This window comes from Nocardioides sp. zg-1308 (assembly GCF_013155375.1).
In the GTDB taxonomy this organism is placed as follows: Bacteria; Actinomycetota; Actinomycetes; order Propionibacteriales; family Nocardioidaceae; genus Nocardioides; species Nocardioides renjunii.
In genome coordinates this window covers 104,428-118,156 of record NZ_JABJQY010000002.1, presented here as the reverse complement: position 1 = coordinate 118,156, position 13,729 = coordinate 104,428, and the positions used below count along the sequence as shown (strand labels likewise).

Annotated in this window: 15 protein-coding genes; 10 read left to right on the top strand and 5 right to left on the bottom strand. The window is 72.8% G+C overall.

Features of this window, described 5'->3' with window-relative positions; all coding sequences use genetic code 11:
• Window positions 1-103: 103 nt before the first annotated feature.
• A complete protein-coding gene (locus tag HN031_RS02290) occupies window positions 104-370 on the bottom strand; it encodes an ANTAR domain-containing protein (protein WP_172265797.1) in 267 nt (88 codons plus the stop codon).
• Window positions 371-922: 552 nt separating this feature from the next.
• Between HN031_RS02290 and HN031_RS02285 the strand changes: the two genes are divergently transcribed.
• A complete protein-coding gene (locus tag HN031_RS02285) occupies window positions 923-1,654 on the top strand; it encodes a sigma-70 family RNA polymerase sigma factor (protein ID WP_172265794.1) in 732 nt (243 codons plus the stop codon).
• A 113-nt stretch (window positions 1,655-1,767) separates the two neighbouring features.
• On the opposite strand, the gene HN031_RS02280 is transcribed toward HN031_RS02285, so the two are convergent.
• Window positions 1,768-2,058, bottom strand: a complete 291-nt coding sequence (locus HN031_RS02280) for a hypothetical protein (RefSeq protein WP_172265790.1) — start codon at window positions 2,056-2,058, stop codon at window positions 1,768-1,770.
• Between the two features lie 283 nt (window positions 2,059-2,341).
• On the opposite strand from HN031_RS02280, the gene HN031_RS02275 reads away from it, so the two are divergent.
• The 3 genes from HN031_RS02275 (at window position 2,342) to HN031_RS02265 (ending at window position 5,786) form a co-directional block, all read left to right on the top strand.
• Window positions 2,342-2,767, top strand: a complete 426-nt coding sequence (locus tag HN031_RS02275; protein ID WP_172265787.1) for an OsmC family peroxiredoxin — start codon at window positions 2,342-2,344, stop codon at window positions 2,765-2,767.
• A 251-nt stretch (window positions 2,768-3,018) separates the two neighbouring features.
• The gene (locus tag HN031_RS02270) at window positions 3,019-3,891 is read left to right on the top strand and encodes a DUF1707 domain-containing protein (RefSeq protein ID WP_172265784.1); all 873 of its coding nucleotides are present in this window, start codon (window positions 3,019-3,021) and stop codon (window positions 3,889-3,891) included.
• A gap of 161 nt (window positions 3,892-4,052) precedes the next feature.
• Complete coding sequence (locus tag HN031_RS02265; protein ID WP_172265781.1) at window positions 4,053-5,786, top strand: proprotein convertase P-domain-containing protein; 1,734 nt, start codon at window positions 4,053-4,055, stop codon at window positions 5,784-5,786.
• A gap of 79 nt (window positions 5,787-5,865) precedes the next feature.
• Here HN031_RS02265 and HN031_RS02260 read toward each other — a convergent pair whose 3' ends face one another.
• On the bottom strand, window positions 5,866-6,780 hold the full coding sequence (locus tag HN031_RS02260) for an AraC family transcriptional regulator (protein WP_322422942.1): 915 nt from the start codon (window positions 6,778-6,780) through the stop codon (window positions 5,866-5,868).
• Window positions 6,781-6,944: 164 nt separating this feature from the next.
• On the opposite strand from HN031_RS02260, the gene HN031_RS02255 reads away from it, so the two are divergent.
• Window positions 6,945-8,525: a 4-hydroxyphenylacetate 3-hydroxylase family protein gene (locus tag HN031_RS02255; RefSeq protein WP_172265775.1), complete on the top strand. Its 1,581-nt coding sequence runs from the start codon at window positions 6,945-6,947 to the stop codon at window positions 8,523-8,525.
• A 22-nt stretch (window positions 8,526-8,547) separates the two neighbouring features.
• On the opposite strand, the gene HN031_RS02250 is transcribed toward HN031_RS02255, so the two are convergent.
• Entirely contained in the window at window positions 8,548-9,258 is a 711-nt protein-coding gene (locus tag HN031_RS02250; protein WP_367650630.1) for a YitT family protein, read from the bottom strand.
• A 194-nt stretch (window positions 9,259-9,452) separates the two neighbouring features.
• Between HN031_RS02250 and HN031_RS22135 the strand changes: the two genes are divergently transcribed.
• From HN031_RS22135 to HN031_RS02225, 5 genes are all read left to right on the top strand, one after another.
• Window positions 9,453-10,496, top strand: a complete 1,044-nt coding sequence (locus HN031_RS22135; protein ID WP_172265772.1) for a LuxR C-terminal-related transcriptional regulator — start codon at window positions 9,453-9,455, stop codon at window positions 10,494-10,496.
• Window positions 10,497-10,643: 147 nt separating this feature from the next.
• A complete protein-coding gene (locus HN031_RS02240; RefSeq protein ID WP_172265770.1) occupies window positions 10,644-10,793 on the top strand; it encodes a hypothetical protein in 150 nt (49 codons plus the stop codon).
• Window positions 10,794-10,877: 84 nt separating this feature from the next.
• Window positions 10,878-11,786, top strand: coding sequence for a GNAT family N-acetyltransferase (locus HN031_RS22130; protein ID WP_172265767.1), 909 nt, complete (start codon window positions 10,878-10,880; stop codon window positions 11,784-11,786).
• A 157-nt stretch (window positions 11,787-11,943) separates the two neighbouring features.
• Window positions 11,944-12,303: a hypothetical protein gene (locus tag HN031_RS02230; protein ID WP_172265764.1), complete on the top strand. Its 360-nt coding sequence runs from the start codon at window positions 11,944-11,946 to the stop codon at window positions 12,301-12,303.
• A complete protein-coding gene (locus HN031_RS02225) occupies window positions 12,300-12,530 on the top strand; it encodes a hypothetical protein (RefSeq protein ID WP_172265761.1) in 231 nt (76 codons plus the stop codon). Before HN031_RS02230 ends, HN031_RS02225 begins: the two co-directional genes overlap by 4 nt.
• Here HN031_RS02225 and HN031_RS02220 read toward each other — a convergent pair.
• Window positions 12,517-13,530: a hypothetical protein gene (locus tag HN031_RS02220; protein WP_172265758.1), complete on the bottom strand. Its 1,014-nt coding sequence runs from the start codon at window positions 13,528-13,530 to the stop codon at window positions 12,517-12,519. The genes HN031_RS02225 and HN031_RS02220 overlap by 14 nt on opposite strands.
• Between the last annotated feature and the right edge of the window lie 199 nt (window positions 13,531-13,729).

The following is a 13,729-nucleotide window of genomic DNA, read 5'->3' as shown; positions in this document are numbered from 1 at the left end:
TCGACGGCGGGTGACGGGCGGCATGGTGCGGACAGTGTGGCACCGCGGGCGAGCGGGACGTCGGGCCGGCGCCCCGCAGCGGTCGTCGGTGGCGTCGGTCGCCTCAGTCCAGGGTGGGGAGCTTGCGCGTCTCGGCGATGTCCTTCGCGATGTCCAGCAGCTTGCGGTTGGAGTGGGACGACACCCGCCGCAGGTAGTCGATGGCCTGCTCGGCGTCCACGCCGAGGCGCTCCATGAGGATCCCCTGGGCCTGACCGATCAGGGTACGGCTGTGCATGCCGCGGTGGAGGTGCTCGATCTCGTGCTCGGCATCGGCCAAGGTGTCGCTGACGGTGTGGACCTCGCGCCTCGATGATCGGGCGTCGTTCATACTCGCTCCTGCGGTGCTGGGTTGCCGAGTGGGCTTGCCCAAACTCTAGACATGACTGCTCAGGTTTCCCAACACCCCGTGCGTAGGATTCGTCCGGTCCCGCGGCTCCCGTGTGCACCTCGCCCGCCCCGCCGGTCGGCTCTCCATCGCGACGTACTCGGGCACACGTCGCATCGGACCCCCACCCGCTGGGTATCGAGACGCAAGCCACGACGTAGCCCGGGCTGCATCGGCGGCTGAGGCCCCGGTGCTCAAGGAGCGGGCACCGGGGCCGCCCGGCGGTCGCGCGCCCGGGGACGCGTCGCGCTGTGCTGCTCGTTGTCAGGGCTGGGCCGGCCGTCGTACGCCCGGGGTCGGGGCGTCGGTGGCTTGCCACAGGTCTAGACCTGTGGCACTGTCGAGGGTTACGCCTGCTGGAGACAACGGTGAGCGTCCTTCTGTACGGAAGGAAACATCACCATGGTTTCCGCAACAATCACGCGCGGTCACCGCGCAGATCCCGCCACCTCCCCCACGGGGAGGGTCGAGCGCCAGCGGCGCACGGACTCGATCGTGTCCCACCTGCGAGTCGCCCAGCCGCACTCCGGCGACGAGCACGGCCTGACCCAGCAGCTCATCGAGTGCAACGTCGCCATGGCCGTCACCATCGCGTCCCGCTACAAGAACCGCGGGATCGACCAGGACGACCTCGAGCAAGTGGCCCTGCTGGGGCTGACCAAGGCCGCGCAGCGTTTCGACGCCAACGCCGGTCACGACTTCATGTCCTTCGCCGTCCCGACCGTCCGCGGCGAGGTCCGTCGTCACTTCCGTGACTCGGGGTGGGTCATCAGGCCGCCGCGACGGATACAGGACCTGCAGCCGCGTATCGCGAGGGCGCACAGCGAGCTCGAGCAGACGCTCGACCGGTCACCGCGACCCAGCGAGGTCGCGGAGCACCTCGGCGAGGAGCTCGACGCCGTCGTCGAGGCGCTCACGGCCGACGGCTACTTCTCGCCCACCTCGCTGGACAACGTCGTCGGCGCCGGTACGTCCACCCTGGGCGACCTGCAAGGCGGGGAAGACCCGGCCATGCGCTCGGTCGAGGCGAAGATGCTGATCGATCCTCTCGTCCACCGGCTGTCCGACCGCGACCGCGACATCGTCCGCCTGCGGTTCTACGAGGAGCGCACGCAAGGGGAGATCGCCGAGTCCATCGGGGTCACCCAGGCGCAGGTCTCGCGCATCCTCGCGCGGATCCTGGCGCAGCTCCGGGCCGGCCTCGACGGGACGTCCGACGCAGCCTGACCGCGTCGTCCTCCGTTCGCGGAGAGCCCGGCCGACACGGCAATCGCCCCGACCCCCTCGAGGGGGTCGGGGCGATCTCGTGTCTCAGCCGACGGTGCGGCGCGCCCGAGGGCTCACTGCTGGCTGTCGCCGCGGGTGTCGTCGTCGTAGAAGTCGCGGCTGCCCGACTTGGCGAGCCCGCGGCTGACCATGTAGCCGATGGTCAGCAGCGTCACGTAGAACCACGCCTCCTGGGTGCCGAAGTCGCTGGTGTCGGTGACGGCCGACGCGACGAGGACGCCGATCGCCACGACGACGAAGGCGATGAGCTCGGTGGTCTTGTACGACGACTTGGTCTCGGTGCTGACACGACGACGGTCGGTGAGGTGGGTGTTCGTGTGCGAGTTATCGGTATGGGTGGACATGGTGTCTCCTTGCGGCTGTCAATGGGCACGGGGTGAGCCGCTCACACGGGTTCGTGTGCGCTGTCGGGTACCCGGGCCCCCCGGCGGGATGCGCCTCCCCGCGTGTGTCGTGGGTCTCCCCGGCAAAGCCGCGTCGAGCCAGCTCGCCCAGCGCGCCCGGTTGGTGCCATGGCAGGGATTGCGGCTGGCGGCGCGGCGTGCGCCATCACAGACTCCTTGTCAGAGCCGGACGTGCTCGATCACCCGGGCCCACGGCCCATCAACGAACAAGGAGCTCCATCGCATGGCAACCACGCGCACCGCAACGACGCACTGGCACGGCACCCTCCTCGAGGGCGCCGGCAAGGTGTCCCTCGACTCCTCGGGCACCGGCACCTTCGAGGTGTCCTGGCCCTCGCGGGCCGAGGAGGCCGACGGCCGGACCAGTCCCGAGGAGCTCATCGCTGCCGCGCACTCCTCCTGTTTCTCGATGGCCCTCTCGCACGGCCTGACCGAGGCCGGCACCCCGCCGACCTCGCTCCGGACGAGCGCCGTCGTCGAGCTCACCCCCGGCACGGGCATCACCGGCATCCGGCTCAGCGTGCGGGGTGTGGTCGAGAACATCACCGGTGACGAGTTCGTCGCCGCCGCCGAGGCCGCCAAGGCCGGATGCCCGGTCAGCCAGGCGCTGGCCGGCACCACGATCACCCTCGACGCCGCCCTGGGCTGACCAGCCCGGCCGCCGTAGGGGGCTGTTGCACCGGGACCACCACAGGGGAGTGGTCCGGGCGCACGAACACGGGTCCTGCGCAAAGGGGTGCGCCGGACCTTCCTCACCACGGGGAGGTGGGGACCAGGGGAGCGCGCTCCCAGGGGCACGCAGACCACCTGCTGCCCCTGGGAGCCGCTCCCCTTCTTCTGTCACTGAACAAGGGAAGGACGTCCCTCCATGTGTTGTCGCACCCACACCAGGCCCGTCGGATGAGCGGGCTCAGGGCCAAGGACGCGGACCGGGACCGCTTCGTCGAGCTCATCGAGGCGGCGTACGTCGACGGCCAGCTGGGCACTGAGGACCGCGAGCTGCGGGTGAGCCGCGCGCTCGCGGCCGAGACGCTCGGCGAGCTCGAGACGCTGACGCACGACCTGCAGCGTCCGTCCGATCGCCGCGCCGGGACCGTCGCCGCCGGGACCGTCGCCACGGGGCCCGTCCGTGCCGAGCGTCGACCGCGGCAGCCGGGCGCCTGTGCCGCCGTGCTGCTGGTGCTCGCCGTCATCACCGCATTCACGGGCGGCCTCGCCGCACTCATCCTGCTCCTCGTCGCGTGGGACCCCGGTCCGGACCCGGCCACGCCGTCCGGCGCCGCCGGCCCGGCCCGGCCCGGGACGGCGGACGAGGCGTCGGGCGAGACCGCGACGTTCGAGATGACGGCCGCGCACGTGCGGGAGCTCGTGCGCTCCTACGAGACGGAGTTCGGCACCTTGGACACCTACGAGGTCGGGCTCTACCCCGAGCGGGCCTACACCCAGGTGCCGGTGCGGGGGTCCCGCGCCCGCTCGGAGGACTGGTCGTGGGAGGGCGCGTGGCACCAGGACTCCGACGCGTCGGCGGTCGGCGGCCTCTACGAGGTGCTCGACCTCGGCGAGCTCGACGTACGACGCCTCTTCGCCAACATCGCCCTGGCCGAGCGGACCCTCGACGTGCCGGGCGGTGAGCTCACCCACGTGCTCGTGCACCGGTGGACCGACGAGGCGCCGGACGTCAGCATCCACGTCGCCAACGAGTTCGAGGAGAGCGGCTTCCTCAGGACCACGCTCTCCGGCGACGTGGTCGCCAGCCATCCCTTCGAGCCGTGACCGCCGTGCGTGCGTGCGCGGTGATCCGCTCCTCGGTGCGCTGCCGCGTGGCGCCGGGGGACCCGCACGGCGGGTCCGACCTCGACAACGACTGCCACGGCATCACCCTGCACGCCGATCTCCTTGTCGGCGCCGTGCGGCCGTTCCTAGGTTCTCGGGTCATGACCACAACACCCCGACGGCTGCGCCTCAGCGCCCCGTCCCTCGCGATCTCCCTGGCCGTCGGCCTCGTCGGCGTCCTCCACGCACCTGCCGCGGCCGACACCACCACGACCTTCGGCCAGTCGACGAAGCTCTACGTCGGCGGGAGGAACAACAACGTCGAGACCACCGGCGGGCCGCTCGTCCTCCCCAACCAGGGGCCGGCGTCGCAGTACCCGTCCACCCTCTCGGTCGCGTACCGCGGCGCGATCACCGACGTCGACGTGACCCTGCACGGGATCTCCCACACCCACCCCGACGACCTCGACGTCATGCTCGTGGGGCCGGGCGGGCAGCAGGTGACGCTGATGAGCGACGCGGCGAGCAGCAACGACCTCGTGGACGCGAACCTGACCTTCAGCGACTCGGCCGGCGCCGGGCTGCCGGACCAGTCGGCGATCACGCAGTCCGAGGCGAGGCCGACCGACTGGTCCACGGACACCGACCCCTTCCCGGCACCGGCTCCCACCAGCGACCACACCACCTCGCTGGCCGTCTTCAACGGCACGGACGCCGCGGGGACCTGGCGCCTCTACGTCCTCGACGACACCGGTGGCGACACCGGCTCCATCGCCGGCTGGAGCCTGTCCATCGACCAGGACTCCACGGCGTACCCGAGCACCGTCGAGGTCGGCGGCCTGCCCTCGCTCTCCGACGTGGACGTCCGGCTGGACGGACTCACCTCGACCTACCCCGACGACCTGGCCCTGCTCCTCGTCGGCCCCGGCGGCCAGCAGGCCACCCTGCTGGCGGAGACCGGGGGCCAGCACGTCGTCGACGGCGTCGACCTGGTCCTCGACGACGAGGCGCCGGGCGCGCTGCCCGACGAGACAGCACTGGCGAGCGGCACCTACCAGCCGGCCAGCTACTTCGGCGGCACGGTCCCGTTCCCCGACCCCGCCCCGGTCGCGACCGGCCAGACGCCCCTCGCCGCGTTCGACGGGACGAACCCCAACGGCGTCTGGAAGCTCTACGCCTACGACGCAGCGAGCGGTGACACGGTCTCGATCGACGGCTGGTCCCTCGACCTCGCCTGGTCCGAGTCGCAGCGACCCAGCGGCTCCGTGGTGATCGACGGAGGCGCAGCGACCACGGCGACGCCGTCCGTGCGGCTCGACCTGTCGGCGAGCGACCCGGCTCCCTCGAGCGGGCTGGACCGGGTGCGCCTGAGCAACGACGGGACCACGTTCTCCGCCTACCAGCCCTACGTCACCTCGGCGGCCTGGACGCTGAGCGCCGGCGACGGCGTCAAGACCGTCTACGCCCAGTTCCGCGACAAGGACGGCAACGAGTCGGCGGTGGTCAGCGACACCATCGCCCTCACCTCGTCCGCGGCGCCGACCGACACCTCGGGTCCGACCGCGACCCGGACGACCCCGAGGGCCGGCGCCAGGAAGGTCCCGGTCTCCACGACCGTCAAGGTGCGGGCCAGCGAGTCGCTGAAGGCCGGCTCGGTCACGCGACGAACCGTCTTCCTCAAGGGCAGGGGGAGCGCGAACAAGGTGCGCGCCGAGGTCCGCTACGACGCAAGGACCCGGACCGTCGTCCTCGACCCGGCCAGGGCGCTGGAGCGCCGCACGACCTACACCCTCACGGTCACCACCGGGGTCCGGGACGTCGCCGGCAACGCCTTCGACGCGAAATCCGGAACACCCGGCCCGCAGGCGCTGACCCTGCGCTTCCGCACGGCCTGACCGCAGCACCGCCGCACCACGCCGCACCCGCCGCACCGCGCCGCGCCCCGACGTCCTCCGGACGTCGGGGCGTCGGCGATCAGGACCGCAGCGTCTGCGAGGGCGACACCCCGAAGCGGTCGCGGTAGGCCGCCGCGAACCGGCCCAGGTGGGTGAAGCCCCAGCGGTGGGCCGCGGCGGCCACGGTGGTGCCGCCGGCGACGAGGTCGGCGTGGACCCGGTCGAGCCGGATCTCGTGCAGCACCGTCAGGGGCGCGGCGCCGCGGTGCTCGCGGAAGCCCTGCTGGAGGCGCCTGATCCCGACCCCGGCGATGCCGGCGAGGTCGGACGCGGTCCACTGGCGGGACGGGTCGGCCTCGAGGGCGTCGACGACGCGCGTGACGATGCGCGGCTGCAGCGAGTGGCGGTCCACGTCCTCGGGGTAGCACGCCATGACCAGCGCGGCGGTGAGCGTGGCGCCCAGCCGCCGGGCGACCGGGTCGTCGCCGACCAGCTCGGGCCTGCGCAGCGCCTCGGCGCCGATCGAGGACACCAGCGTGAGCCACATCAGCCCGGCGCCGCCCCGCAGGTCGAGCTGCTGCGGCATCGCCCTGGTCGAGGAGCCGACGAGGGTGGCGACCTCCTTGTCGAGGTAGTCGCGCTCGACCCGCATGCCGAGGATCGAGCAGTCGGCCGACCAGTGGGTCATGCTCGTGCGGACGTCGGGTGGGCACACGGTGGCCTGGCCGTCGACCGAGAGCACGTGGCGCTCGCCCAGCCGCGCCTCGAGGACACCGCTGCGCGGGACGTTGACCGCCCACGCACCGGGGTGGTCGGACTCGACGGCCACGTCCGAGCCCCAGCCGATGCGTGCCAGCCGGACCGACCCCAGGGCGACGGCGCGCAGGGTGGCGTCGGGGCCCGGGCGTTCGCGCTGCACCGTCAGGCGGTGCGGGAAGTAGGCGTCGCTGACCGCGCCGGACAGGGCGTCGTAGTCGACCTCGGGCCGTGGCACGCGCACCTCCTCGTCGTCCGGGCCAGTGCACGGGACTCGGGCCTGTGACGCGAGACATGCTACGGCCGCGCGCGTCAGCGCGCGAGCGTCTCCGTCGCGCAATGCGGACAGGCGGTGCGCGATGCGGATCGACAGGGCGGTCGCGGCGTCCCTAGCGTCCCGCCATGGACACCCTGACCGCGAGCGCGACCCACGAGGGCGCGCCGAGCGTCAACCCGGCGGCCGGCTCGCCGGCCAACCGCCGGCAGAGCTTCGCGTCGCGTCCGATGACCGGTGACGAGTACGTCGAGTCGCTGCGGGACGACCGCGAGATCCACCTCGGCGGCGAGCGGGTCGCTGACGTGACCACCCATCCCGCCTTCCGCAACCCGGTGCGGATGACCGCGCGCCTCTACGACGCCCTGCACACGGGGCCCCACGTCGACGAGCTGACCGTCCCCACCGACACCGGCAGTGGTGGGGTGACGATGCCTTTCTTCCGCACGCCGACGTCGTCCGCGGACCTGCTCAGGGAGCGCGACGCGATCGCCCGCTGGGCGCGGATGACGTGGGGGTGGATGGGCCGCTCGCCCGACTACAAGGCCAGCTTCCTGGGCACGCTGCACGCCAACAAGGAGCTCTACGCGCCGTTCCAGGAGAACGCCGAGCGCTGGTACCGCGAGTCGCAGGAGAAGGTCCTCTACTGGAACCACGCGATCATCAACCCGCCGGTGGACCGCCAGCTGCCGCCCGACGAGGTCGGTGACGTCTACATGAAGGTGGAGAAGGAGACCGACGCCGGCCTGGTCGTCTCCGGCGCCAAGGTCGTCGCGACGGGGAGCGCGATCACCCACTACAACTTCATCGGCCACTACGGGCTGCCGATCCGCAAGAAGCAGTTCGCGCTGGTGTGCACCGTGCCGATGAACGCCCCGGGCGTGAAGCTCATCTGCCGCACGTCCTACGCCCAGCAGGCCGCCCGGAACGGGTCGCCGTACGACTACCCGCTGTCGAGCCGCATGGACGAGAACGACACGATCTTCGTCTTCGACAAGGTGCTCGTGCCGTGGGAGAACGTCTTCATGTACGGCGACGTCGACCGCGTCAACGCCTTCTTCCCCCAGTCGGGCTTCCTGCCCCGGTTCACCTTCCAGGGCTGCACCCGCCTGGCCGTGAAGCTCGACTTCCTCGCCGGCCTGCTCCTGAAGGCGCTCGACTGCACCGGGTCCGGGGGCTTCCGTGGCGTGCAGACGCGCGTCGGTGAGGTGATCGGCTGGCGCAACCTGTTCTGGTCGCTGTCGGAGTCGATGGCCCGCGACCCCGAGCAGTGGGTGGGCGATGCCGTCATCCCGAAGCTGGAGTACGGCCTCACCTACCGGATGTTCATGATGCAGGGCTACCCGCGCGTCAAGGAGATCATCGAGCAGGACGTCGCGTCGGGGCTCATCTACCTGCCGTCCGGTGCCGCCGACTTCCACTCGCCGGAGGTGCGGCCCTACCTCGACAAGTACGTCCGCGGCTCCGACGGGATCACGGCCGTCGAGCGGGTCAAGGTGATGAAGGCGCTGTGGGACTCGATCGGCTCCGAGTTCGGCAGCCGGCACGAGCTCTACGAGCGCAACTACTCGGGCAACCACGAGAGCGTGAAGGCGGAGCTGCTGCACGCCGCGCAGGCGCGCGGCGACGTCGACGCGATGAAGGGCTTCGCCGACGAGTTCCTCTCCGAGTACGACCTCGACGGCTGGACGGTGCCCGATCTCTTCTGACGCCCGCCTCCGCCCCGCTGCGCTACCGCTCGCCGGTGCGCCGCGGTCGCTGCGGTGCGCGCAGCGAGACGGTGAAGCGGGGCAGCAGCGCCTGGGTGACCGGCCCGATCGTCACCGCGAAGACCACCGTGCCGGGACCGATCACCCCGCCCAGCAACAGCCCGACGGCCACCACCGCGACCTCGAGCCCGGTGCGCACCAGTCGCAGGGACAGCCCCGTGCGGCGGGCCAGGCCGGTCATCAGCCCGTCCCGGGGACCGCGCCCGAGCTGCGCCCCGATGTAGAGGGCGGTGGCGAGCCCGCACATCGCGACGCCGAGCAGCATCATCAGGAGGCGTGCGGCCAGGTGGTCCGGCCGGTCGAGCAGCGGCATGGTGAGGTCGCAGACGACCCCGACGACGACGGCGTTGGACAGCGTGCCGAGGCCGGGCTTCTCCCTCAGCGGGACCCACAGCAGCAGCACGACGAAGCTGACCGCCACGACGGCCTGCCCGAGCGTCAGGGGCACGTAGCGGGTGATGCCCGATTGCAGGACGTCCCAGGGCGCGAGGCCGAGGTCGGCACGGACCATCACGGTGAGCGAGGCGCCGTAGACCGCCAGCCCCGCGTACAGCCGGAGGAGCCGGGCGCCGAGGCGTCCGGCGCGCAGCTGCTCGACGGGGCCCAGGTCGACGAGCGACGCCCTGCCGGCAGGGCTGCCGGCGGGGCACGCCTCGCCGTCGTCGTGCTCCACGAGCGCCGTCGTGCACGCGGCTCCGCCCTGCGGTGCTGTCCCTCGTCTGCGTCCTGGCACGGTGCCGGTCCTTCCTCGGATGGTGGCGGGCGGGAGCCCGCCTCCTCATCCTCACCGCGCCGGGGTGCGGGCGCGATCGGCAATGGCTGCCACGGCCGACACCTGCCGACGGCGGGCGGACGAGGGGAGCGGACGTGACCGGACGGGACGACGCCGTGTGGCTCGACGAGCGGCACCGCTCCCTCCTGGTGGAGGTGCTGCGGTCGCGCTCGTCGTCACTGGCCGAGCTCACCCGGCCCGACCTCGGCGGCGACGTGCTGACCAGCCTGCACCGCCTCCGCGACGCCGGCTTCGTCGAGATCGACGGCGACGTGGTGACCGCGGTCCCTCCCGACGCGGCGGTGGCCGGGGTCGCGACCGCGGCTCTGGGGCGCCAGCGGGAGTCGCTCGCGGCGCTCACCCGGCTGGTGCGGCAGCTGCCCTCGATGTCGCGGGCCTGGGACATGGGCCAGACCCCCCACGACTACGACGTGCGCGGCGAGGTGATCGAGGGCGACGAGCGCGCCACGCAGCGCTGGGCGAGCGTGACCCAGCAGCGACCGCCGCTCGACCCGGGCGTGGCCTACGGCCACTTCGACCCCGTGCACGAGCAGCTGCTGCCCCACCTCGCCGCCGCCGGCGCCGCCTCGCAGGAGGCCGGCGCCCGGATGCGGGTCATCCTCCCGGCCGACCAGCTCGGTGACACGGCCAACCGCGAGGCCTGCGACACGCTCGTCGCGTCGGGCGTCGACGTGCGCCTCGCGACGACGGTGCCCACGTGGCTCTACGTCGACTCCGGCGTGATGGCCGGGATCCCGCTCCGCTGGGGGGCGCCGGGGCCGCACGGGTTCGTGCTGGTCTACGACCCGGCCCTCATCGACGCCGTGGGCTCGATCTTCGACCGCTGGTGGACCTCGGCGACGCCATGGCCGATGGAGCCGGCGGGGTGGCTGCCGGTGATGCGCCTGCTCGCCCGGGGCCGCACCGACGAGCAGGTCGCCGCCATCCTCGGCATGGGCGTGCGCACCGTGCGTCGCCGGATCGCGGAGGCGATGACCCACTTCGGCGTCTCCTCGCGCTTCGAGCTCGGGATGCACTGGGCGCAGCGCTCGCGACCGCACAACCACGTGGCGCTGGACCTCGACATGGGCCAGCTCCCGGCCCGGCCGGTGGACCGGCCGGCGCAGTCGTTGCCATGACAGGTTCAGGCCGACGCGGTTCGTTGACCCGTCGTCCGCGCCGCGTGTTGAGTTCAGGAGGGCGAGCCGCCGCGTCGACAGACCGCTCCCGGCCCGCCTCGCGGCCGCCACAGGCCGTCCACCGTCCCGTCCCGGAGAGAACCCGACATGCACACCACCGATCGTCCCCGCCGTCGTCGCACCGCCGGTTCCGTCGAGGCCACCGTGCGCCTCGCCGAGTGGCGCACCCGGCAGGCCCGCCTCATCGACTCCGACATCCGCCTGCTCACCGACTGGCCCCGCGGCGGACCCCGGTGACCGGCGCCCACCGGTGCCATACTCGTCCGTCCAGGTGTCCGCGCAGCCCGCGGCCACCAGAGTGCGACTGACGAGGACCCGCACGTGCCCGTTCCCTCACCCCCTCTCGCCGGCCTCGACTGTCGCGGGCTGAGGCTGGCTGACCAGTCCTCCGTCGCGGCCCTCGTCGCGGCGTCGGAGCGGTACGCGTTCGGGCACCTCGTCACCACCCCTCTCGACCTCGTGTCCCGGTGGCAACGACCCGGCTTCGACCTGCCCGGCAGCAGCCTCGGCTACTTCGACGGCGCGGTGCCGGTCGCATTCGGCGAGCTCGGGTCGTCGGCCGACCTGGTCGTCCACGTGTCGCCCCTGCGCCGGGGGGAGGGGCTCGGCAGCGACCTCGCCGAGTGGGGGGAGGCCGTCGCCCGCCGCCGTGGCTTCTCGACCCTGCGCCAGATGACCGCTGCCTCCGACGTGGCGGCGGCCGCCGCCCTCGCCGAGCGCCAGTACGTCCGCGGTGACACGACCTGGATCCTGGTCGCGGGCGCGCCCGAGGACGCGCCTCCCGCCGCCCCCGACCTCGTCGTGCGCCCGCCACGCACGGACCAGCGCGCGGTGGCCGACCGCCTCCTCGAGCGCCACGGCGACCTCGCGGTGCGCCGAGCACCGGACCTCGGCGGCCGGCTGGTGGTGACGGGCCACGACCCGTGGGAGCTGTCCGCGGAGTCGGTGCAGGTGGCCACGGTCGACGAACGGGTCGTCGGCGCCTGCGTCGCCGAGGACGCGGGCAGCATCTGCTGGATCCGCCAGCTGTCGGTCGACACCGACCACCGGGGGCGCGGGATCGCGCGCATGCTCCTGCTGGCGACCCTGCGGGCCGCGGCGGGACGCGGCCGCGAGCGCGTCAGCCTCGTGCTGCCCTCCGGCCCGCACCTGCCGTCGCTCCACGACTGGCCCGGCCTCGTGGTCGCCGCCGAGCTGTGGGCCTGGCGCCGTCCCCTGTTCGTCCGCTGACCGGCGCCCTTGTGCCCGGGCGCGCCGGAGTTGCTGCCACGGCAGCTCCCGGACAGCCATTTCCCTCGCCCTCGGGCACCCGCGCTGCCTAGCGTTCTCGGCACCGGCACCCGCGCTCCGCGGGACTCCAGCCGGCCCACCAGGACAGGAACCAAGGATGCGTACGACAACCGTCATCATCGCCTCGGCCGTCAGCTCGATGGTCCTCGGCATCCCCGCCGCGGCGCAGGCCCGGCAGGACGACGCCCCGGCGTCGAGCGACACCAGGAACACCCCCGTGGTCACCAAGGCGGAGTACCGCAAGGTCCACGACGGGACCGACCTCACCCGGGTCCACCGGGTCTTCGGCACGTCCGGCAAGAAGATGACCTCCAACCCGGGCGACCCGCTGGCCAACCAGCCGGCGACCCAGAGCCGCGAGTACCGCACGGGGTCGAAGTACGGCTTCGTGTCCGTCTACTACGTGCGGGTCGACGGCGCGTGGGTCGTGACGCGCAAGGCGGTGTACTGGGGATGAGCGACGCCGAGCTCTACGAGCTGCGCCGACGCACCCTGGCCCTCGAGCGCCGTCTCGACGCGCTCGACGGCGGCACACCGGCCGCCTCCGGGCCCGAGGGGGACGCCGAGCTCGAGCGACTCGTGCGCGAGGGGTCGGCGATGCTGGCGATCGTGCGCTACCGCGACCTGACCGGCGTCGGCATGGCGGAGGCCAGGACGGCCGTCGACGCCCTCATGAGGGGCTGAGCGGCTCCCCGGCGGCCGGGTCGGGGACGCCCTCGGCGGCGTGGCCCTGCTGGGCCCAGTGCATGCCGAGCTCGAAGCGGGAGTAGACGCCGGCGTCCTCCATCGCCATCGAGATGCGCCGCCTCACCGTGCGGACACCGAGCTCGAGGATCGCGGCGATCTGCTCGTCGGCGAGGCCCAGTCCGAGCAGCTGCATGACCGGCTCCCAGCCCGACCCGACCAGCGGCCAGGGCGTCGCTGCCCGCCACCACCGGTCGAAGATCTGGTCCACCGGCTCCATGAGGACCGGGTCGTAGAGCAGGACGATGCCGTCGGCGGGCAGGCGGGCACCCCAGGTGAGGGGCAGGCCCGCCATCACGCCGGGGTCGCTGTAGATGTAGGACGGCACGTTCGCGGCCACCCGCATCTCGATGCCGGCCACGGCGAACGCGTCGACGGCCTCCCGGTTGTCGGGGTCGGTCATCTGGTCGACCGGCAGGAGCATCTTCATCCCGTGCCCGCGTGCCTCGAAGGTCGCCTGCACGACGTCGAGCTGGTGTCGGTACTGCGCCCGCACGAAGGGGATGTCGCCGTAGGAGCACCCCGGGTCGGCGGGCGGTCGCTCCTCGCTCACGGCGTACCACCGGTCCGCGAGCGACTCCGCGCTCCCGTGCAGGACCTCCCCCTGGAGGTGGCTGGCGCGCTGGGCCCGCCCGTCGTCCCAGGCGTCGGACAGGGTCGGCAGCAGCCGGACCAGGTGGTCGAGGGCGTCGAGCGCCTCGCGCTCGCGGGCCAGGGCCGAGCCCGCGATGCGCGACAGCGCCTCGCCCGGTGGGACGGGCGTCAGGTCGGGGCCATCGCCGCGCAGGAAGCCGGCCTCGCGCAGCGCCGCCAGGCTCTCCGGGACGTCGTCGTCGGCGAAGGTCTCCGACAGGCTGGACGCGGACGACGTACGCGTGCGCAGCAGGAGCAGCAGCAGCTCGGTGCGGCGCTCGTCCAACCACTCGTCGTGATCGGTCACTCTCCCCCCTCGGGGCGCAGGGCCTCGTCCTCGGCACGGCGGGCGGCCGAGGGCTGGTTCGCGGCGGAACCGGCTCGCAGCCTACTGCGGCGCCGCTCCGCCTGCCCGCGACCGGCCGGGTGCGGGGCCGGTGACCAGCAGCGGAGGAGCAGAAGTAAGGTAAGCCTTACCTATTGTCGATGTGAGGATCTCCGTGACT

Coding starts and splice junctions, on each gene's coding strand:
- HN031_RS02290 (WP_172265797.1), bottom strand. CDS start 370: ATGAACGACGCCCGATCATCGAGGCGCGAGGTCCACACCGTCAGCGAC.
- HN031_RS02280 (WP_172265790.1), bottom strand. CDS start 2,058: ATGTCCACCCATACCGATAACTCGCACACGAACACCCACCTCACCGAC.
- HN031_RS02275 (WP_172265787.1), top strand. CDS start 2,342: ATGGCAACCACGCGCACCGCAACGACGCACTGGCACGGCACCCTCCTC.
- HN031_RS02270 (WP_172265784.1), top strand. CDS start 3,019: ATGAGCGGGCTCAGGGCCAAGGACGCGGACCGGGACCGCTTCGTCGAG.
- HN031_RS02265 (WP_172265781.1), top strand. CDS start 4,053: ATGACCACAACACCCCGACGGCTGCGCCTCAGCGCCCCGTCCCTCGCG.
- HN031_RS02255 (WP_172265775.1), top strand. CDS start 6,945: ATGGACACCCTGACCGCGAGCGCGACCCACGAGGGCGCGCCGAGCGTC.
- HN031_RS02240 (WP_172265770.1), top strand. CDS start 10,644: ATGCACACCACCGATCGTCCCCGCCGTCGTCGCACCGCCGGTTCCGTC.
- HN031_RS02230 (WP_172265764.1), top strand. CDS start 11,944: ATGCGTACGACAACCGTCATCATCGCCTCGGCCGTCAGCTCGATGGTC.
- HN031_RS02225 (WP_172265761.1), top strand. CDS start 12,300: ATGAGCGACGCCGAGCTCTACGAGCTGCGCCGACGCACCCTGGCCCTC.